Source organism: Micromonospora sp. NBC_00362, assembly GCF_026342155.1.
Taxonomy (GTDB): domain Bacteria; phylum Actinomycetota; class Actinomycetes; order Mycobacteriales; family Micromonosporaceae; genus Micromonospora; species Micromonospora hortensis.
This window is the reverse complement of record NZ_JAPENH010000001.1, coordinates 6,080,760-6,098,916: the sequence shown is the minus strand read 5'-3', so window position 1 is coordinate 6,098,916 and position 18,157 is coordinate 6,080,760. Positions and strand designations below refer to the sequence as shown.

The following is an 18,157-nucleotide window of genomic DNA, read 5'->3' as shown; positions in this document are numbered from 1 at the left end:
ATGTGCACGGCACCGCACCGCACCGCAGCCTGCGACCGCCGTACGAGGTGAAATCTGGAACGGACGCGCAATGTCAGCCTTGCTCGGCGTTGCTAGCGTCGGGGCGACGTCCGGAGGGCCGGACGGGAAGGACGACGCGGTGGCCAGCAACGGAAGTGCGGCGGCCTTGGCGAATCGGCGTGCTCGCGCGCCGATGGTCGTGATCGGCAGCGTCGTCGCGTTGGCCGCCCTCATCGCGCTGGGGTACCGGCTGGGTACCGACCCGCGGGTCGAGCACGGAGAGGTCGTCATCCTCGTGGCGCTGGCTTCGGGAGCCCTTCTGGTGCTGTCCTGGCTCATCCGCCTTTTGCAGTGGTGGGGTGCCGCTCGTGCTCCCGCGAAGCGCGTCATGGTGACCGCGCATCTGGCGCAGTCGCCGCAGCCGGGAAGTGCGGGGCGGGTCACCGCTGCGGCGGGCGCCGTGAGCGCCGCCGGCGGGATCGACGCCAGTCCCAAGGGATACGCCGTGTGGCTGACGGTGAGCGGCCGGGACGGCCGTGTCCTGCACCAACGCGTCGTCTGGGAACCGTGGTTGCGCGAGCTGACCAGGCCGCGTCAGGCCACGGTCCGGCACGGGTCCGGCGTCAGCGTAGTCGACGTGGCCGGGTACGGGCGGCTCTGGCCGGCGAGTTTCACGCTTCGCCGTCGTCCCTACGGAGTCAGACTCATTCCGTTCCGCAAGGCCCGGAGGCTGCCGAAGGAGAACAGCCTCTCGCACGGCCGTCTGGTCTACCTCTTTCTCCTGCCCGTCCTGCCCTGCCTGCCCGGCGCCGTCTTCCAGGGTACGTGGGCGCTGCTCGGGTGGTGGGCGGCGTACGTCGTCGCCTCGATGGCCGCCGTCGGAGCCTGGTTCGGCATCATCCCGCCCGGCGTGCTTCCGGGAGCAGCCCGTCGGGGCCGCGCCCCGACGACCTCGTGACCACTGACGCGATCGAGCGGACAGGCGGCGACCTCGGCCAGCTCCGTGAGGCGGGGCGGCGGGCCGTGCGGCTGCGGGCTCAGTGCGCCAGCGGGATGAGCGCCGCGCGACCAAGATCGCACGCGATCGGACTGCGGGTGTCGGTCCGGACCTCGATGCGGTGCGTCCGGGTCGTCGACAGCGCCGCTGACCAGGGAAAACGGCTGGTGGGGCGGGCGGGACTCGAACCCGCGACCGAGGGATTATGAGTCCCCTGCTCTAACCGGCTGAGCTACCGCCCCGAACACCGCGCCGGATCTTATCCCGCTCGGCGGTCAGCAGCCAGCATCGAGCCGGCCGGTGCCCACGCCTGCGCCAGCACGATGGGCAACAGGAATATAACAGCGTGCTCGGGTACGCCTGTCAGCCGGCGCGCAGCTCGTCCAGCACGGCGTCGGCGGCGCGCCAGCCGCTGGTGAGGGCACCCTGGATCGATGGGCTGTCCCGGTGGTCACCGGCCACGAACAGGCCCTCCCCCAGCGCCACCGGCTTGCGCAGACGTCCCTGCGGCGGCGGTGCGGCGGGTAACGCCTCGGGGATGGCGACCGTGGTGAGGTGGGTCCAGTCGGCGGTGGAGCGGCCGTACAGCCGGGTCAACTCGGCCCGGATGGTCGGCTCGGGTGGGGCCGTCGGGCCGACCACCGAGGTAGCGATGAGGTGCCGTCCGGCGGGCGCGTACGTCGCGGCGGCGTTGCTGAGCACCACGGTGTTGGCGACGAGTTCGCGGCGGTCGCCGTCGACGAGCAGGATCGGTTCGGTGAGCGGCGGCTCGGGAGCGCTGTGGTAGTAGGTGGTGTAGCTGTGCATGCGTACCGTCGCCAGGGCTGGCAGCAGCGCGGCCGCGGCGGGCGGGTCGACGGCGACCACGACGGCGCGGCAGCGGATGTCGCCGGCCTGGGTGCGGACCCGGCCGGGGGTGACCTCCGCGACCGGGGTGTCCAGGTCGAGCAGGTCGGCGGGCAGCGGCGCGGCGATGGCCCGGGGCAGCGCGGCCATCCCTTCGGCGGGCAGGCCGATCCGGCCGCGGGCGAAGGAGCGCAGCACCATCGCCAGCACGTGACTGGAGGTGGAGAGTTCCCGGTCGATGAACACACCGGACAGGAACGGTCGCAGCAGCTCCTCGATGATGGCGTCGGACAGGCCGGCGCGACGCAGCGCCGTCTCGCTGGTGGTTTCCGGCGCGGCGAGCAGCCGGGACGCGGGGAGTGTGGCGCAGCCGGTGGCGAGCGCGGCGAAGCGCAGCCGGTCGAGCAGGGAGCCGACGTCGGCGAGCGCGGTGCCGGGCCCACCTGTCGGTTCGCGCAGCGGGTTGACCAGGCGCAGCAGTGTGTCGCCCTTGCGGACCAGCACACCGGAGGTGAAGTAGCCGAGGTCGAGCTGGTCGGTGTCGAGCAGTGTGCCGAGCCGGGGGTAGGCGGTGTTGAGCACCTGGAAACCCCTGTCGATGAGGTGACCGTCGACTACGTCGGTGGCGACCCGACCGCCGAGCCGACCCTCGGCCTCCACCAGCCGCCAGGGCACGCCGGCGCGGTGCAGCCGGCGGGCGGCGGCGAGGCCGGCCAGGCCGCCGCCGACGATGACCACATCGGTTTCAGCCAGCACCGCGCGCCTCCCGCTCACCGTTCGCCCGGGACAACCGGCCCGGCCACCAGATCTTCGGCCCGATGTCGTACGCGAGTGCGGGCACCAGCAGCGACCGGACGATGATGGTGTCGATCAGTACCCCGATCGCGACCGCCGTACCCAACTCGACGAGCACCACCAGTGGCAGGACGGCGAGGGCGGAGAACGTCGCGGCGAGCACGATGCCGGCGGAGGTGATCACCCCGCCGGTGACGGCGAGGCCGGCGAGCACTCCGGCGCGGGTGCCACGCTTGACCGACTCTTCGCGGACGCGGCTCATCAGGAAGATGTTGTAGTCGATGCCGAGCGCGACCAGGAAGACGAACGCGAACAGCGGGAACGACGAGTCCACGCCGGGGAAGCCGAAGACGTGGCGGAACAGCAGCGCGCACAGGCCGAGGGTCGCCGCGAAGCTGAGCAGAACCGTGGCGATCAGCAGCAGCGGGGCGAGCAGCGCGCGCAGCAGCAGGGCCAGGATGACAGCGATGACCACCAGCACCACCGGGATGATGACGTTCTGGTCGCGCTTCGCGGCGTCGGAGGTGTCCACGTTGATCGCGGTGAAGCCGCCGACCACAGCGTCCGCGCCGGGCACCTGGTGTACGGCCACCCGCAGCTCGCGGATGGTCCGCTCGGCGCCGTCGCTGTCGGGTGGGTCGGCCAGGGTCGCCTCCAGTTGCACCCGCCCGTCGACGACCTTCGGGGCGGCGTTCGCCTCGGGTGGACCGGTCTGCGGGCCGGAGGGAAGGGGGCGGACGTCGGCGACGCCGGGTACGTCCTTCGCCACCTGGGCGACCTGTCGGGCGGTCTGCTCGGTGGTGAAGATGGTGGCCGGGCTGCCGGTGCCGGCCGGGTAGTGCCGGGCGATCACCTCCTGGCCGTCGATCGAGTCGGTGCGCTGGGTGAACAGGTCGGACTGGCCGAGGGTGGTGGCGCCGAGCTGGGTGAGGCCGAGGGTCAGCAGGGCCAGCACGGCGGCGGTGGTCAGCCAGATCGGGCGGGCGTGCCGGGCCACGAAGCCGGCGATGCGGTTCCAGATGCCGTGTTCGGCCCGCGGGTCGGCCTGGTCGGCTCGGGGTCGGCGGGGCCAGAACGCCCACCGTCCGCCGAGCACCAGCAGCGCGGGTAGGAAGGTGAGCATCACCAGCAGGGTGGCGGCGATGCCGATGGCGGCGACCGGGCCGAGCGCCCGGTTGGAGTTGAGGCTTGACAGCAGCAGGCAGAGCAGGCTGACGATGACGGTGCCGCCGGAGGCGATGATGGCCGGCGCGGCGCCCTTCCAGGCGGTCTTCATGGCGTCCCACGGGCGGTCGTGCCGGTGCAGTTCCTCCCGGTAGCGGGCGATCAGCAGCAACGCGTAGTCGGTGCCGGCGCCGAAGACCAGCACTGTGAGGATGCCCTGGGCCTGCCCGTTGAGCTTGACCACGTCCGCGTCGGCGAGCAGGTAGACGAAGACGGAGGCGAGGGCGTACGACATGCCGGCGGCGAGCAGCGGGAAGATCCAGAGGACCGGGCTGCGGTAGACGATCAGCAGGATGACCAGCACCACGACCAGGGTGACCAGCAGCAGTGGTCCGTCGATGGCGGAGAAGACCTCGATCAGGTCGGCGAGCAGACCGGCCGGGCCGGAGACGTCCACTGTGAGGCCGTCGCGGTCGCCGCCGGTGATGTCGCGCAGTTTCTCGACGACTGTGCCGATCTCCTCGCCCTCGGCGTCGTCCACCGGTACGACGACCTGGAGTGCCTGGCCGTCGTCGCTCGGGATGGGCGGGGGCAGTGGGGTGACCACGCCGGGGATCTGGGCGAACCGGGCGGCGTCGGCGCTGACCCGTTGCCGGTCCGCGTCGGTGATCCCGGAGGGCCGTTCGTAGACGACGAGAGCCGGGATGGTCTGCCGGTCGACGAATTCGCCGGCGAGGTCCTGGGCGCGGGTCGCCTCGGCGTCGGTGGGCAGGAAGGCGGCGTTGTCGTTGGTGGCGACCTCGCTGAGGCGTCCCGCGTACGGGCCGGACACGCCGCCGATCACCAACCAGGCCAGCACGACCGCCACCGCGATCAGCGTGGCCTTGCCGCCTCGTCCGGACATCCGCACTCACCCCAAGGATCGACGCATCAATCGACGCAGCGGTAGCCTCAGTCGACATCGACCATCCTGCCGGGCAAGCAGGTCGATGGTGGGTGAAACCGGGTCACACAGACGAAAACGCCCGTCGGCCGGTGGCTGACGGGCGTACGTGGAAAAGCTCCCCCGATTGGACTCGAACCAATAACCTGCCGGTTAACAGCCGGCTGCTCTGCCAATTGAGCTACAGGGGATCGTGCTCCGCCCGACTTCGGATCTCCCCGACGCCTTGCGACGGGACAAGAGTACAGGACATCCCCCGGTGGTGGTCCAGTGGGTTGCCTCCCCGCCGTCGCATTGACAATAGGGGTAAATCGCCATCCCGGCACAACAATGCTTGAGCGGAGAGCAGGATGGGTAGTTAGCTGCGGACAGAGGACGCAGGCGCGAACAGGTCGCCTTCCGACGGGGCAACTCGCCGGGGTGACGGCGCGTCAGGTACGGAAGGAGCCGCCATGCGCGGAAAGATCATGTTTCTTGGCGGGCTGGCTGCGGGATTCGTCCTGGGCGCCCGTGCCGGCCGGGAAAAGTACGAAGAGCTCGTGGTCAAGGGCCGCAAGGTGCTCGACCACCCGACCGTCCAGGAGGCGGCCGGGGTCGCGCAGGCCCAGGCCAACAAGCTCTACAGCGAGGGCAAGGACAAGCTCGGCCAGACCAAACTGGGCGAGAAGCTGGGCACCACCAACGGCAGCACCGGCAAGCAGGAGCTGACCGCCGCCGACGACGCGTTCGCCGGCACGCCCGCCACAGTGGGCGCCAAGGCGGGCACCAGCACGGTCGGCACGACCTCCGGGTCGCCGTCGTCCACGAACCCCCGCACCAAGCCGTCCGGCTCGGGCACGAACGCCAGCACGCTCTGACCAATCGCACGTCGACGGGCCGGTCGCCGCAGGGCGACCGGCCCGTGGTCTGTCCGACGTGCGGTCAGTCCTTGCTGCTGAACGCCGCGTCGAAGGCGGCGCTCGGTGCGTCGAAGGCGAGCCGGCGGACGAACTGCAACGCCTCCGGGGCGCCGACCAGCCGGTCCATTCCGGCGTCTTCCCACTCGACCGAGATCGGGCCGGTGTAGCCAATCGCGTTCAACGCGCGGAAGCAGTCCTCCCAGGGCACGTCGCCGTGGCCGGTGGAGACGAAGTCCCAACCACGCCGCAGGTCGGCCCAGGGCAGGTGCGAGGCGAGCCGGCCACGCCGGCCATCGCCGGTACGCACCTTCGCGTCCTTGCAGTCCACGTGGTAGATCCGGTCGGCGAAGTCGAAGATGAAGTTCACCGGGTCCAGCTCCTGCCACACGAAGTGCGACGGGTCCCAGTTCAGCCCGAACGCGGGCCGGTTGCCGATCGCCTCCAGCGTCCGCTTCGTCGTCCAGTAGTCGTACGCGATCTCGCTGGGGTGCACCTCGTGCGCGAACCGCACTCCCACCTCGTCGAACACGTCGAGGATGGGGTTCCAGCGGTCGGCGAAGTCCTGGTAGCCGCGCTCGATCATCGACGGCGGCACCGGCGGGAACATCGCGAGGGTGTGCCAGATCGACGAACCGGTGAAGCCGACGACCGTCTTCACCCCGAGCTTCGCCGCCGCCCGCGCGGTGTCCTTGATCTCCTCGGCGGCCCGCTGACGAACACCCTCGGGCTCCCCGTCGCCCCAGATGCGGCCGGGCAGGATGTCCTGGTGCCGCTCGTCGATCGGGTGGTCGCAGACCGCCTGACCAACGAGGTGGTTGGAGATCGTGAAGACCTCAAGGTTGTGCTTCGCGAGGGTCTCCCGCTTGCGCTCGACGTACGAGTCGTCGGCGAGCGCCTTGTCGACCTCGAAGTGGTCGCCCCAGCAGGCGATCTCCAGACCGTCGTAGCCCCACTCGGAGGCGAGCCGGCAGACCTCCTCGAACGGAAGATCGGCCCACTGGCCGGTGAAGAGCGTGATGGGTCGCGCCATTGTCCTTCTCCCCTGATGTGATGGGGATTCCTTGTGCGGACCGGGGCGAGGGTGACCGGACGTGCACGGCACCCGAGCGGTCACCGGTGGGTGCGGAACACACCTGAGCCCGGCGGGTTGCGCCTCCCACCGGGTCACCGGCCACCAGCACGGTCGCCGACCCCCACCCTATTTCCGCAGTGCCCCATCGGGGAAGCCCCGCGGTCGGCCGATCATCCGATCATTTCCTCGGGCGCGGGCAGGACAGCCCGTACGGTGAAGCCGCCACCGGCGCGCGGGCCGGCCGAGAACGTGCCGCCGAGCCGCTCGGCGCGCCTGCGTACCCCGAGCAGACCCCGACCGGCGCCCTGGGTGCCGCCACCGGACGGAGCGGGACCGGTGCCCTCGTCGCGGACCTCGATGGTGATGCCCGCGGCGTCGTAGCGCAGGCGGACCCCGACCGGCGCGCCCGGCGCGTGCCGGCACGCGTTGGTCAGCGCTTCCTCGATGATCCGGTACGCCACCACGTCGACCGGGCCGGGCAGCGGCCGGGGTTGCCCGGCCATGGTCCAGCGCACCGGTTGACCGGCGGTGAAGCCCTCCACCAGCGCGTCGAGGCGGTTCAGGCTGGGCGCCGGCACGGACGGGTCGTCGGGCTCGTCGGCCCGGCCCAGCGCACCGAGCAGCTGATGGCCTCGCGCCAGCACCGTCCCACGCCACTGCGCGAACAACCCCATGCAGGTCAAGGTACGGCAGGCCGCTGTGAGCCGGTCGGCGGCGTCCACGCGGTGTGCCCGCATCCGAGTGCCCCGGCGGCGGCGCGGAGCCCAGCCCTCTACCGGGGCTCGGCCTCCCCGACAACCCCGCATGCGGCGTCCGGCGGGATGGCGACCCGGCGGACGAAGCGGTACGAGCGTGATGCCTCTGAGTCATCGAGATGACTCAGAGGCATCACGCTCGTTGGAGACACCGCTCGTCGCGCTTCGACGATGCGACCGGTCGGCGGGGGACGTCGACCGGACACGTCGGCGGTCAGGCCGGCTGGGCCGGAGGGGCCGACGACGTGAGCCGCGGCCCCTCCGGGTCAGTCGGTCAGGGCAGGGTCCACTTCTGGTTGGCCGCGTTGAGGCAGGTCCAGAGGTGCACGATGGTGCTGTCGGCGGAGTTGTTGCCGGAGACGTCCAGGCACTTGCCCGACGACGTGTTGCGCAGGGTGCCGTCGGACGCGGCAGCCCAGTTCTGCGCGCCGCTGCCGTTGCAGGTCCAGAGCTGGATCTTGGTGCCGTCGGCGGTGCCGCTGCCGGAGACGTCCAGGCACTTGCCGAGCGCCTTGATCGTCGAGTTCGGCGTCACGGTCCAGGTCTGCGCCGTGCTGCCGTTGCAGGTGTAGAGCTGGATCTGGGTGCCGTCGGCGGTGGCGGCGTTGCGCACGTCCAGGCACTTGCCGGCGAGACCCTTGATCGGGCCGACACCGGTGCCGCCGCCCTTCACCAGGGTGAAGTCGTCCAGGTCGAAGAGCCCCGTGCCGCTACCGGTGAAGGTGAGGTAGAGGTTCTGGGTACTGGACGGGACGTTGGACAGCGCCGTGGAGACGTTGGCGTAGGTCGTCCAACTGCCGGTGTTGGGCACCGCGACAGTGCCGAGCACCGGGCCGGTGGCCGAACCGGTACGCACCTGGATGGCGCCACCCGCGCCGCCGGAGACGACCCGGGCCGTGAACGACGTGACCCCGGCCAGGTTGACCCCGTTGTACGCGGCCCAGTCACCCGGATCGATGTAGCCGACGGTCTGCCCACCGTTGGCGCCCGCCTTGGTGAACGCGGAGACACCGTTGGCCGAGCTGAACGCCTCGGCCTGGATCGTGCCGGTGGGCGGCGGCGTGGTGCCCAGCTCCTTGATCCGGATGTTGCGGAAGGAGGCGTCGTCACCGGTGCCGTGGTTCTGGATACCGATGTGACCGGCCAGCGAGCGGACCGGGTTGGTGTTGGTGAAGTCGTTGATCTTCACCCCGTTGAGGAAGATCTGCAGCCGCTCGCCCTCGACCAGCAGCTCGTACGTGTTCCACTCCCCCGCCGCGTTCAGCGCCGCGTCACGGGCGGCGATGTCGGCGGACTTGTAGGTGTAGACCGCGCCGGTGGTGCGGTCGGCCGCGTCGGTGGCGTCGATCTGGATCTCGTACCCGTTGTCGACCGCCGACCAGGGGTCACTCGACGGCGGGAACCCGATGAAGATGCCGGAGTTGTCGTCACCGGCCAGCTTCCAGTCCATCTTCAGCGAGTAGTTGGTGAACTGCTTGGCGTTGTACCAGTACAGCCCCATGCCGCCGACCGAGGTCAGGGTGGCGTCGGTGTTGGTGAAGCTGCCCGGACCGGCCTGTGACCAACCGGCCGTCGAGCCGTTGAACAGCGGGGTGTAGCCGGTCTCGGGCCGGCAGTCGGCCTTGCTCCGACCCGAGGCGTACCGGATGCCGCCGAGCAGGTGGTTCCGGAACCCCGCCTCCGCGTACGACGCCTGGGTGTGCCCCGCGCCGGTGTAGAAGGACCGGCCGCCGCTGTAGCTCTTGCACCAGCTCAGCGGGTGGTCGGCGCCCATCCCGCCGCCGGAGTACGACGACTCGTCGAGGGTGGCCAGCACGTGGGCGCTCGACCGGGCGTTGGTGCGGTAGTTGTACCACTCGTCGGTGCGGGTCCAGGTCTGCGGCAGGTGAGCGGTGGCCGCGTGGCCCCGGTCCTCCACCTTCATGTTGGCCTGCTGGATCGCGGGGTGCGAGGCGAACCACGCCCCCACGAGGTTGCCGTAGAACGGCCAGTCGTACTCGGTGTCGGCTGCGGCGTGCACACCCACGTATCCGCGGCCGGAGCCGATGTACGACTCGAAGGCGGTCTGCTGGCTGGCGTTGAGCACGTCGCCGGTGGTGTTGAGGAAGACGACCGCCTCGTACTGGTTGAGGTTGCTCGTGGTGAACGCGGCGGCGTCCTCGGTCGCGGTGACTGTGAAGTTGTTCCCCGCGCCCAGGTCGCGGATGGTCTGGATGCCGACCGGGATCGCGTCGTGCCGGAAACCAGCGGTCTTGGAGAAGACCAGCACGTCGTACGGGGCGTCGGCGGCGCTGGCCGGGGTGGCCGGGGTGGTGCAGGCGATGACGGCGAGTGCGGCCATGGCCGCACCGAGGACGGGTCGCAGGCGTCTGCGCATATCGCTCTCCTAATTGCGGTTAGGAGGGGCCCCTCGCCTCACACTAGGCGTTGTCGAGGGGCCCCTCCCGCCAGCTCAGGGCAGGGTCCACTTTTGGTTGGCGGCGGCGGTGCAGGTCCAGAGGTGGACCACCGTGCTGTCAGCGGAGCTGTTGGCGGAGACGTCCAGGCACTTGCCCGACGACGTGTTGCGAAGCGTGCCGTCGGCCTGGGCGGCCCAGTTCTGCGCGGCGGTCCCGTTGCAGGTCCAGAGCTGGATCTTGGTGCCGTCGGCGGTGGCGCCGCCCGACACGTCAAGGCACTTGCCCAACGACTTGATCGTGGAGTTGGGGGTGACCGCCCAGGTCTGCGCGGCACTGCCGTTGCAGGTGTAGATCTGGATCTGCGTGCCGTCGGCGGTGGCGGCGTTGCGCACGTCCAGGCACTTGCCGCCGAGGCCCTTGATCGCCCCGGCCCCACCGGCCGGGGGCGTCCCGGTGACGAAGGTGAAGGCGTCCAGGTCGTAGAGCGCCCCGGTGCCCGACCCGGCGAAGGTCAGGTAGAGCGTCGTCGTGCCGGTCGGCGGGTTGGTGATCGTCCCGGTGACAGTGGTGAAGGTTTCCCAGCCGCCGGTCACCGGGACCGTGGCCGAGCCGAGCACGGTGCCGGTGGCCGAGCCGGCCCGGACCTGGAGGGTGCCACCGGCGCCCGCCGAGGAGACCCGGGCGTTGAACGAGGTCACGTTGCCCAGCCGGTACGGCTGGAACGCGATCCAGTCGCCGTTGTTGATGTCGCCGACGGTCTTGCCACCCTCGGCCGGGGTCTTGCTGAACACGTTGACCCCCGACGAGGTGCCGTAGAACTCGGCCTGGCGGTGCCGCGGCGGCAGCGTGTGCTGGGTGTGCGTGGTCAGCCCACCGGCGTCGGTGTACTCGGCGTCGAAGATCGCGAAGATGTTCGCCGCGTCGTCGTGCTCACCGTCGACCGGGATGGTGATCGAGCCCGAGCAGCCGGTCTTCGAGGTGATCTGGTGCCCGTGCTGGTCGTGGCCGAGCACGTAGGTCATCTTGACCTTCGTGCAGTCGATGGTGCCGTCCTCCGGGTCGGTCACGGTGATGCTGTATGCCACCGTGTCACCGAAGCCGAACAGCTGACCGTTGCCCGGGTTGTTGATCGTGACGGTGGGCGCGGTGTTGCCGACGCTGATCTGCACGCTGCTGCTGCCGGTGGCGCCCTGCGGGTCGCGCACCGTCAGCGTGGCGGTGTAGGTGCCGTTGGCGCTGTAGGTCTTCGTCGGGTTGGCGGCGGTCGAGGTGGTCCCGTCACCGAACGCCCACGCGTAGGTCAACGCGCCGCCCTCGGGGTCGGTCGAGCCGGCCGAGGAGAACGTCACAGCGAGCGGAGCCGCGCCGGAGGTGCGGTTGGCGCTGGCCTTCGCGGTGGGCGCCCGGTTTCCGCCGCCGACGTAGTCGAAGCGGTAGAGCGCCGAGTTGGCGTCACCGTTGAAGTAGCCGGTGCCGTAGTCGAGCACGTAGTACGCGCCGTCCGGGCCGAACGCCGAGTCCATCACCTGCTTGCCGACCCAGGGGAAGGTGTCGATGGTGCCCCGGGAGCCGTCGGAGTTGACGTGGATCGGCTTGATCCAGCCCCGGCCGAACTCGGTGGCGAAGAACTGCCCGTCGAACGACTGCGGGAACTTGGTGGTGGAGGTCGACGAGGCGTTGTACCGGTAGACCGGGCCGCCCATCGGCGACTCGGAGCCGCCGCCGAACTCGGTCGGGGTGCCGGCGTCGCCGGCGTACCGGATCCAGGCCGGCTGGGCCGGCGGCAGGGTGGTCCGGCCGGTGTTGCGGAACGAGTTGTTTGTCGGCCCGCCGGTGCAGTTGTACTTCGCGCCGCTGGCGCTGGTCGCGAAGTCGAACTCGTTGTACGTCTCGGTGCTGGTGTTGGTGCCGGTGCAGTACGGCCAGCCATAGTTGCCCGGTGCCGCGACCCGGTTGAACTCCACCTGGCCGGACGGCCCGCGGGTGGAGCTGGTGGAGCCGGCGTCCGGCCCGTAGTCACCGACGTAGACCACGCCGGTGGCCTTGTCCACGCTGATCCGGAACGGGTTGCGGAACCCCATCGCGTAGATCTCCGGCCGGGTCTGGGCCGTGCCGGGGGCGAACAGGTTGCCCGACGGGATGGAGTACGTGCCGTTGGCGTTCACCTTGATCCGCAGGATCTTGCCGCGCAGGTCGTTGGTGTTGCCGGCGCTGCGCTGCGCGTCGTACGCGGGGTTGCGGTTGGTCCGCTCGTCCAGCGGCGAGTAGCCCGACGACTCGAACGGGTTGGTGTCGTCGCCGGTGGACAGGTAGAGGTTGCCGGCGGCGTCGAAGTCGATGTCGCCACCGACGTGGCAACACACACCCCGGCTGGCCGGGACGTCGAGCACGTCGACCTTGCTGGACTGGTTGAGCGTGAAGTCCGAGTTGAGGGTGAACCGGGAGAGCCGGTTGACGCCGTTCCAGGCCGAGAAGTCGGTGCCGGTGGCCGGCGCGTCGCCGCCGGGGGTGGAGAGCGGCGGGGCGTAGTAGAGGTAGATGTAGCGGTTGCTGGCGAAGCCCGGGTCGATCCCGACGCCCTGCAACCCCTCCTCGTCGTGCTGGTAGACCGACACGGTGCCGATCACTGAGGTGGTGCCGTTGGCGTCGGTGCGGCGCAGGGTGCCGTTGCGGGCGGTGTGCAGGACCGAGCGGTCCGGGAGCACCGCCAGCGACATCGGCTCACCCATGTCGGTCACGCCGCGAGCCAGCTCGACCTGTTGGAAGTCGCTGGCGACGATCGTGTGTGCCTGGGCGGGGGCCGAGCCGGCGGCGAAGGTGACCGTGCCGGCGGCGACCGCCAGCAGCAGCGCGGATCCGGCGGAGAACCATCGTCGGGACCGTTGTCTGGGAGCGTCCTTCATGGACATTTGTGCTGTCCCTTCCTGACGTGTGACTGCCAGGCCGGGCGCGCGCCGTCGCGCCGGATGCCGTAGCGGTGGTGGGGGGGTCGATGGGTTACCGCGCCGCCGGTTCACCTCGACGAAACATTGTCGTGTTGGTCACGACACTAAGTCGCACGTGTCGATGTGTCCATACCTTCCGGCGGTTCAGCATCAACTTTTGTCGATTTGATCGAAAGTCGCCGGTCAGGCGCGTCGGTCGATCGTCTGCCCGGCCAGCGCAACCAGGGCCGCGCGGGCCTCGTCGGCCACCATGGCGTTCTGTAGGGCGGACAGCGCGGCCTCGGTCCGGACCCGGATCATCTGCTCGATCCGCTCCCGCGCGCCGGTCGCCTCGATGATGTCGCGCAGCTCCGCCGCGCCCTCGGCGTCCAACGCCGGGTTGCCGAACAGCTCCCGCAGCCGGATGGTCTGCGGCCGGTCGGCGGCGCTGCGGGCCAGCGCCATCATGACAGTGGGCTTGCCCTCACGCAGGTCGTCCAGGACCGACTTACCGGTGACCGCCGGGTCACCGAACACGCCCAGGACATCGTCGCGGAGCTGGAACGCGTCACCCAGCGGGTCACCGAACTCGCCCAACGCGGCGATCAGCTCCGGCCCCGCGCCGGCCAGGGCAGCACCGATCTGCAACGGCCGGGTGACCGTGTACCGGGCGGCCTTCATCCGGATCACTGTGAGCGCGCTGGCCACCGAGCCGTCACCCACACCCGAGACCAGATCCAGGTACTCCCCCGCGATCACCTCGGTACGCATCAGCGCGAACACGCCGTACCCCCGGTGCACCTGCTCGGTGCTCAGCCCGCACTCGTGGAACATCTGATCCGACCAGGCCGCGCAGAGGTCCCCGCAGAGCAGGGCGGTGTTGCGGCCGTACGCCTCGGGGTCACCGCGCCACGACGAGCGGGCGTGCAGGTCGGCGAAGAGCCGGTGCACCGACGGCTCACCCCGACGGCGGTCGCTGCCGTCCAGGATGTCGTCGTGGATCAGCGCGAACGCGTGGAACAGCTCCAGGGCCGCCGCCGCCACCACGATCGGGGTGCCGTCGGCCGCCCCCGCGCCGCGCCAACCCCAGTAGCAGAACAGCGGTCGTAGCCGTTTGCCACCGGCCAGCACGAACCGTTGCAGCGCGGTGAACACGCCGCGCGGGGCCCCGTCCGGCCAGTCCGGGCCCTGCCGGCTGAGAAACCCGGCCAGCTCCGCGTCGAAACGCGCCCGCAGCTCGCTGGCGTCGGTGGGCACGACGGTGACCGTCATGAGCCCTCCCCCGACCCGACCGCGCCGCCGGGGCTCAGCCCGGCCAGCTCCAGCAGCAGCGCCTTGACCTCGGTCGCCGCGATCTTGTCCCGCGCCGCGGTCGGATCGGAGCAGAGCAGCACCGGGCCGTCCGCCGGGTCGTCCGGCAGCCGCCCGTGCGAGCCCCGCACCGCCCGCGCGCCGGAATCGAGGCCGACAGCGCTCATCAGGTACCGCATGCCGAGCTTCTTGCGGGCCAGGGCGACGCCGGCCCGGGCCTTCGCGGCACCGGGGTTGGCCGGGTCGAAGAACAGCTCCGCCGGGTCGTAGCCCGGCTTCCGGTGAATTTCCACGAGCCTGGCGAAGTCCGGTGCCTGGGCGTCGTCCAGCCAGTAGTAGTAGGTGAACCAGGCGTCCGGCTCGGCCACCAGCACCAGCTCACCGGCGCGCGGATGGTCCAGCCCGTGTGCCGCCTTGCCCTCGGCGTCGAGCACCTCGGCCACCCCGGGCAGACCCGCGCAGAGCTTCGCCACCGCCGGCACGTCGGCCGGATCCTTGACGTAGACGTGCGCGATCTGGTGGTCGGCGACAGCGAACGCCTTCGACGTCCACGGGTCGAGGTACTCCATGCCCGCCTGGGTGTGCACCCGCAACAGGCCCTCGGCGCGCAGCAACCGGTTGACGTCCACCGGCCGGGACACGTCGGTGATGCCGTACTCCGACAACACCACCACTGTGGCGTCCCGGGCCCGGGCGGCGTCCAGGAGCGGGCCGAGCACCGTGTCCAACTCGGCCGCCGCCGCGGCGGCCTCGGCCGACGAGGGACCGAAGCGTTGCAGGTCGTAGTCCAGGTGCGGAACGTAGACAAGGGTCAGGTCCGGTGACACGTCGGCGAGGATCTGCTCGGCCGCCTGGCAGATCCACCGCGACGACGGCAACCCGGCGGTCGGCCCCCAGTAGGTGAAGAGCGGGAAGGTGCCCAGCCGCCCGGTGAGCGCGTCGTGCAGCTCCGGCGGGTCGGTGTAGCAGTCCGGTTCCTTGCGCCCGTCGGCGTAGTAGACCGGGCGGGGCGTCACCGTCCAGTTGACGTCGGCGCCCATGGCGTACCACCAGCAGACGTTGGCCACCGTGTAACCGGGTTCGGCCCGACGGGCGGCCTGCCAGAGCTTGTCCCCGCCGACCAGCGCGTTGTGCTGCCGCCACAGCAGCACCTCGCCCAGCTCCCGGAAATACCACCCGTTGCCGACGATCCCGTGCCCGCTGGGCTGCTCGCCGGTGAGGAAGGTGGACTGCACCGAGCAGGTGACGGCGGGCAGCACTGTGCCCAGCTCGGCCCGGAAGCCGCCGTCGGCCACCCCGCGCAGTCGAGGCATGTGCGCCAGTAGTCGGGGCGTCAACCCCACCACGTCGAGGACCACCAGTCGCCGACTCATCGCGTCACTCCCATGCTCACGGATCGTTCTGCGGTCAGGCCGAGGCCGACCAGTTCGTCCCGGGCGAAGGCCAGCTCCGCGGCGATGCCGGCGGCCAGCTCCGCGTCGGTGCCGGGCCGTCGTGCGGCCGGCAGCACCCCCCAGGTGTACGTCTCGACGTCGAGGTGGTCGCAGCCGGCGGCCGGGCCGTCGAAGAGCGCTCTCAGGGCCGCGCGGAGCACCGGCAGGGTCGAGCCGAGCGGCTCCTCGGGTGGGGCGTGCAGCGGCACGTGGTAGTGCACCCGCCACGGGCCCGGCAACGCCCGGTCCAGCGCCTCGTCCAGGTCGTCGGCCGCGTACGTCGGGTCGGCCGGGTCGGCCAGACCGGCGCAACCGGCGCCCCGGGTCTGGTGCAGGAAGCGCGGCTCCACCCAGCGGCGCAACGCCTCGGCCCCGCCCTCCGGGTCGGCGGCCTCGACAGCGGCCGAGACCTGCACCTTCACCACCGGCAGCCCGGCCGCCCGCAGTCGTTGCAGCGCTTCGGCCGGCTCCTCCCAGGCGCAGGCCAGGTGGGCCAGGTCGAGGCAGACACCCAGCCGGTCGGTGTCCATCCCGGACAGCAGCTCAGCCGCCTGACCGGTGCTCTCCACCACACAGCCGGGCTCCGGCTCGAAGGCGATCCGCACCTCACGGCCGGTGTCCCGCTGCACGTCGGCCAGGCCGGCGGCCAGCTGGTCCAACCGGCGTCGGGCCGTGTCGGCCCGGCCGGCGTCCCACGGATGACGCCAGGCCAGCGGCAGCGTGGAGATCGAACCTCGGGCGGCGTCGTCGGGCAGCAGGTCGGCGAGCACCCGGGCCAGGTTGAGGGTGTAGGTCAGGCGCTGCTCGGTGGTCCAGTCCGGGTGGTACACGTCCTGCTTGACCACCGGGGCCTGGAAGGCCGCGTACGGGAAGCCGTTGAGGGTGACCACCTCCAGGCCGCGCGCGTCCAGCTCGGTGCGCAACCGGCGGCGTAGCGTCGGGTCGGCGGCCAGCTCGGCGGCGACCGGGGCGGCCAGCCACAGCCCGAGCCCTAGCAGGTCGCTGCCGAGCGTCTCGCGGACCGGCACCGCGTAGGTGTCCAGTTGACCGAGGATGCCGGCCAGGTCCTCGGCCGGGTGCACGTTGGTGCAGTAGCCCAGGTGGACGGTCTCACCGCCGGCATGTCGCAGCCGCATCAGCTACCGCCGCGCAGGATCGAGTTGCCGGTCTGCGGGTCCACTGCGGCGGCTGTCTCCAGGTCGCTGAGGTCCAGTCGCCCCGACTGCCCGTAGAACTCCACCGGGTTTCGCCACAGCACCGTGTCGACGTCGTCGTCGCTGAAGCCGGCCGCGAGCATCGCCTCGCCGGTGGCTCGGGTCAGCAGCGGGTCGGACCGCCCCCAGTCGGCTGCCGAGTTGACCAGCATCCGTTCCGTGCCGTACTCCCGCAGCAACTCCACCATTCGCTGCGGGGTCATCTTGGTGTCCGGGTAGATGGAGAAACCCAGCCAGCAGCCGCTGTCGCGGACCAGCTTCACTGTCACCTCGTTGAGGTGGTCGACGACCACCCGGCCCGCGTCGATGCCGGACTCGGCGACCACGGCGAGGGTCCGCTCGCAGCCGCGCGCCTTGTCCCGGTGCGGGGTGTGCACCAGCGCCGGCAGGTCGTACGCCACAGCGAGCGCGAGCTGTGCCGCGAACGCCTCGTCCTCCTCGGGCGTCATCGAGTCGTACCCGATCTCGCCGACCGCCACCACCGCGTCCTTGTCCAGGTAGCGGGGCAGCAGGTCGAGGACCGGCCGGCAGCGCGGGTCGTTGGCCTCCTTGGGGTTCAGCGCGATGGTGGCGAAGTGGCGCACCCCGAACTGCCCGGCCCGGAACGGCTCCCAACCGATCAACGAGTCGAAGTAGTCGGTGAACGAGGCGGCGCTGGTGCGGGGCTGGCCCAGCCAGAACGCCGGTTCGACCACGGCGCGCACCCCAGCGGCGGCCATCCGTTCGTAGTCGTCGGTGGTGCGTGAGGTCATGTGGATGTGGGGGTCGAAGATGCGCATTCACGCCTCCCGGGGCAGTGCGGCGGTGAGCCGGTGGAGCAGGTCGTTGGCATCGGCGGGCAACTCCCGGCCGGCGGCGTGCCGTTCGGCGGCCAGCGCGGCCAGCATCGCGGTCAGCTCGCCGTCGGCCCGGGTGTCCAGGTCGGCCACGGTGGCCAGCGGGACCCCGCTGAACACGCACTTGAGCACCGCCTGCCGCCAGGCGGCCTGGTCGAGGTGCCGGGCGTACGGGCCGAGCGCGGCGGCGACCAGCCGGGTGTCGTTGGTCCGGATCGCGTCGTGCAGCAACGCAACCCCGTCGGCGCCGATCGGCAGCAGCGGCAGGGCGCGCAGCACCGCTCGTCGCTCGGCCGCGTCACCGTGTTGGTAGAGGCGCTCGGCGTACGTCGCGTGCTCGCCGGGCAGGCTGGTGAGCAGCAGCACCCGGGCCGCGTCGTCGGCGGTCCAGCCGGGGGCGTCGGGCAGCGCGGCCCGACCGCAGCGTCGGCCGACGGCGGGAAAGAGCCGGGTGATCGCGGTGGGCTCGGTGCTGACCCGGCGCAGGGCCGTGTCCAGCCATTCGGGATCGGGTACGCCTCCCAGCGCGGCCCGTAGTGAATCCGGTGTCATCCCGTCTCCTCCCTTGT

The 18,157-nt window shown here is 71.0% G+C and carries 13 protein-coding genes and 2 tRNA genes; 2 read left to right on the top strand and 13 right to left on the bottom strand.

Translation table 11 applies throughout. From position 1 onward, the window contains the following. Nucleotides 1-139: 139 nt before the first annotated feature. Nucleotides 140-958: a hypothetical protein gene (locus OG992_RS28200; protein ID WP_266304728.1), complete on the top strand. Its 819-nt coding sequence runs from the start codon at nucleotides 140-142 to the stop codon at nucleotides 956-958. A gap of 204 nt (nucleotides 959-1,162) precedes the next feature. Here the strand turns inward: OG992_RS28200 and OG992_RS28195 are convergent. The 4 genes from OG992_RS28195 to OG992_RS28180 all read right to left on the bottom strand — a co-directional run bounded on the left by OG992_RS28195 (nucleotide 1,163) and on the right by OG992_RS28180 (nucleotide 4,936). Next, nucleotides 1,163-1,239 (bottom strand) — tRNA-Ile (locus tag OG992_RS28195). A gap of 121 nt (nucleotides 1,240-1,360) precedes the next feature. Then, entirely contained in the window at nucleotides 1,361-2,599 is a 1,239-nt protein-coding gene (locus OG992_RS28190) for an FAD-dependent oxidoreductase (RefSeq protein WP_266304727.1), read from the bottom strand. Next, nucleotides 2,589-4,706: an MMPL family transporter gene (locus OG992_RS28185; RefSeq protein ID WP_266304726.1), complete on the bottom strand. Its 2,118-nt coding sequence runs from the start codon at nucleotides 4,704-4,706 to the stop codon at nucleotides 2,589-2,591. The genes OG992_RS28190 and OG992_RS28185 overlap by 11 nt, the downstream gene beginning before the upstream one ends. Before the next feature lie 157 nt (nucleotides 4,707-4,863). Continuing rightward, nucleotides 4,864-4,936: transfer RNA gene (locus OG992_RS28180), tRNA-Asn, on the bottom strand. Nucleotides 4,937-5,197: 261 nt separating this feature from the next. Between OG992_RS28180 and OG992_RS28175 the strand changes: the two genes are divergently transcribed. Next, complete coding sequence (locus tag OG992_RS28175; RefSeq protein ID WP_091409037.1) at nucleotides 5,198-5,602, top strand: hypothetical protein; 405 nt, start codon at nucleotides 5,198-5,200, stop codon at nucleotides 5,600-5,602. Between the two features lie 64 nt (nucleotides 5,603-5,666). Here OG992_RS28175 and OG992_RS28170 read toward each other — a convergent pair whose 3' ends face one another. The 9 genes from OG992_RS28170 to OG992_RS28130 all read right to left on the bottom strand — a co-directional run bounded on the left by OG992_RS28170 (nucleotide 5,667) and on the right by OG992_RS28130 (nucleotide 18,140). Then, entirely contained in the window at nucleotides 5,667-6,674 is a 1,008-nt protein-coding gene (locus OG992_RS28170) for a sugar phosphate isomerase/epimerase (protein ID WP_030488695.1), read from the bottom strand. A gap of 212 nt (nucleotides 6,675-6,886) precedes the next feature. After that, nucleotides 6,887-7,390, bottom strand: coding sequence for a sensor histidine kinase (locus tag OG992_RS28165; RefSeq protein ID WP_266304725.1), 504 nt, complete (start codon nucleotides 7,388-7,390; stop codon nucleotides 6,887-6,889). Nucleotides 7,391-7,745: 355 nt separating this feature from the next. Next, nucleotides 7,746-9,848: a ThuA domain-containing protein gene (locus tag OG992_RS28160; protein ID WP_266304724.1), complete on the bottom strand. Its 2,103-nt coding sequence runs from the start codon at nucleotides 9,846-9,848 to the stop codon at nucleotides 7,746-7,748. 75 nt (nucleotides 9,849-9,923) lie between these two features. Continuing rightward, nucleotides 9,924-12,779, bottom strand: a complete 2,856-nt coding sequence (locus tag OG992_RS28155; RefSeq protein ID WP_266304723.1) for a PQQ-dependent sugar dehydrogenase — start codon at nucleotides 12,777-12,779, stop codon at nucleotides 9,924-9,926. Nucleotides 12,780-12,998: 219 nt separating this feature from the next. Next, entirely contained in the window at nucleotides 12,999-14,066 is a 1,068-nt protein-coding gene (locus OG992_RS28150; RefSeq protein WP_266304722.1) for a polyprenyl synthetase family protein, read from the bottom strand. Further along, nucleotides 14,063-15,478: an alkaline phosphatase family protein gene (locus OG992_RS28145; RefSeq protein ID WP_266304721.1), complete on the bottom strand. Its 1,416-nt coding sequence runs from the start codon at nucleotides 15,476-15,478 to the stop codon at nucleotides 14,063-14,065. Before OG992_RS28145 ends, OG992_RS28150 begins: the two co-directional genes overlap by 4 nt. Continuing rightward, nucleotides 15,475-16,674 (bottom strand): metabolite traffic protein EboE, encoded by a 1,200-nt coding sequence (gene eboE / locus OG992_RS28140; protein WP_266304720.1) that lies wholly within the window; start codon nucleotides 16,672-16,674, stop codon nucleotides 15,475-15,477. The genes OG992_RS28145 and eboE overlap by 4 nt, the downstream gene beginning before the upstream one ends. Continuing rightward, nucleotides 16,674-17,531, bottom strand: coding sequence for a TatD family hydrolase (locus OG992_RS28135; RefSeq protein ID WP_238686906.1), 858 nt, complete (start codon nucleotides 17,529-17,531; stop codon nucleotides 16,674-16,676). Before OG992_RS28135 ends, eboE begins: the two co-directional genes overlap by 1 nt. Next, a complete protein-coding gene (locus OG992_RS28130) occupies nucleotides 17,532-18,140 on the bottom strand; it encodes an EboA domain-containing protein (protein ID WP_266304719.1) in 609 nt (202 codons plus the stop codon). It lies immediately after the preceding gene. Between the last annotated feature and the right edge of the window lie 17 nt (nucleotides 18,141-18,157).

What these genes read in the sequence shown, in the direction of transcription:
- OG992_RS28145 (WP_266304721.1), bottom strand. Translation starts at nt 15,478, where the DNA reads ATGAGTCGGCGACTGGTGGTCCTCGACGTGGTGGGGTTGACGCCCCGA.
- OG992_RS28155 (WP_266304723.1), bottom strand. Translation starts at nt 12,779, where the DNA reads ATGTCCATGAAGGACGCTCCCAGACAACGGTCCCGACGATGGTTCTCC.
- OG992_RS28165 (WP_266304725.1), bottom strand. Translation starts at nt 7,390, where the DNA reads ATGGGGTTGTTCGCGCAGTGGCGTGGGACGGTGCTGGCGCGAGGCCAT.
- OG992_RS28175 (WP_091409037.1), top strand. Translation starts at nt 5,198, where the DNA reads ATGCGCGGAAAGATCATGTTTCTTGGCGGGCTGGCTGCGGGATTCGTC.
- OG992_RS28130 (WP_266304719.1), bottom strand. Translation starts at nt 18,140, where the DNA reads ATGACACCGGATTCACTACGGGCCGCGCTGGGAGGCGTACCCGATCCC.
- OG992_RS28150 (WP_266304722.1), bottom strand. Translation starts at nt 14,066, where the DNA reads ATGACGGTCACCGTCGTGCCCACCGACGCCAGCGAGCTGCGGGCGCGT.
- eboE (WP_266304720.1), bottom strand. Translation starts at nt 16,674, where the DNA reads ATGCGGCTGCGACATGCCGGCGGTGAGACCGTCCACCTGGGCTACTGC.
- OG992_RS28160 (WP_266304724.1), bottom strand. Translation starts at nt 9,848, where the DNA reads ATGCGCAGACGCCTGCGACCCGTCCTCGGTGCGGCCATGGCCGCACTC.
- OG992_RS28135 (WP_238686906.1), bottom strand. Translation starts at nt 17,531, where the DNA reads ATGCGCATCTTCGACCCCCACATCCACATGACCTCACGCACCACCGAC.
- OG992_RS28170 (WP_030488695.1), bottom strand. Translation starts at nt 6,674, where the DNA reads ATGGCGCGACCCATCACGCTCTTCACCGGCCAGTGGGCCGATCTTCCG.
- OG992_RS28185 (WP_266304726.1), bottom strand. Translation starts at nt 4,706, where the DNA reads ATGTCCGGACGAGGCGGCAAGGCCACGCTGATCGCGGTGGCGGTCGTG.